At 74.3% G+C, this 370-nt stretch carries 1 protein-coding gene; it reads right to left on the reverse strand.

From position 1 onward, the window contains the following. Window positions 1-45: 45 nt before the first annotated feature. Window positions 46-370: universal stress protein (locus ACEN88_RS34655; RefSeq protein ID WP_413346935.1), on the reverse strand; the 325-nt coding region annotated here is incomplete at its 5' end.

Raw genomic sequence — 370 nt, forward strand, 5'->3', positions numbered from 1 at the left:
GTCTCCTGGTGGCCCAGGTGCGCGCCGTCCACGTCCACGACAGCCTCAATGGGCCAGCAGCAACGGTACGGGCGCGCGCTCCAGCAGCTCGCGCGTCACGCCGCCCAGCACCCATTCGCGGTAGCGGCTGTGGCCGTACGCGCCGGCGACGATCAGCCCGGCACCCGCGGTGCGCGCAAGCGCCATCAGGGTGTCGCCGACGGTCGCATGCGTGCGCTCGAGCACGACGTCGACCTTCACGCCGTGGCGGGCCAGGTAGAGCGCCATGTCGGCGCCCGGCTGTTCGCCGTGCGCGTCGGACAGCTGGTCCGGATTGACGAGGACGAGCCGCACGCCGTCCGCGCGCGCCAGCAGCGGCAGGGCGGCGGCG

The sequence above is a fragment of the Massilia sp. CT11-108 genome (assembly GCF_047302915.1).
GTDB classification, from domain to species: domain Bacteria; phylum Pseudomonadota; class Gammaproteobacteria; order Burkholderiales; family Burkholderiaceae_D; genus Telluria; species Telluria orientalis.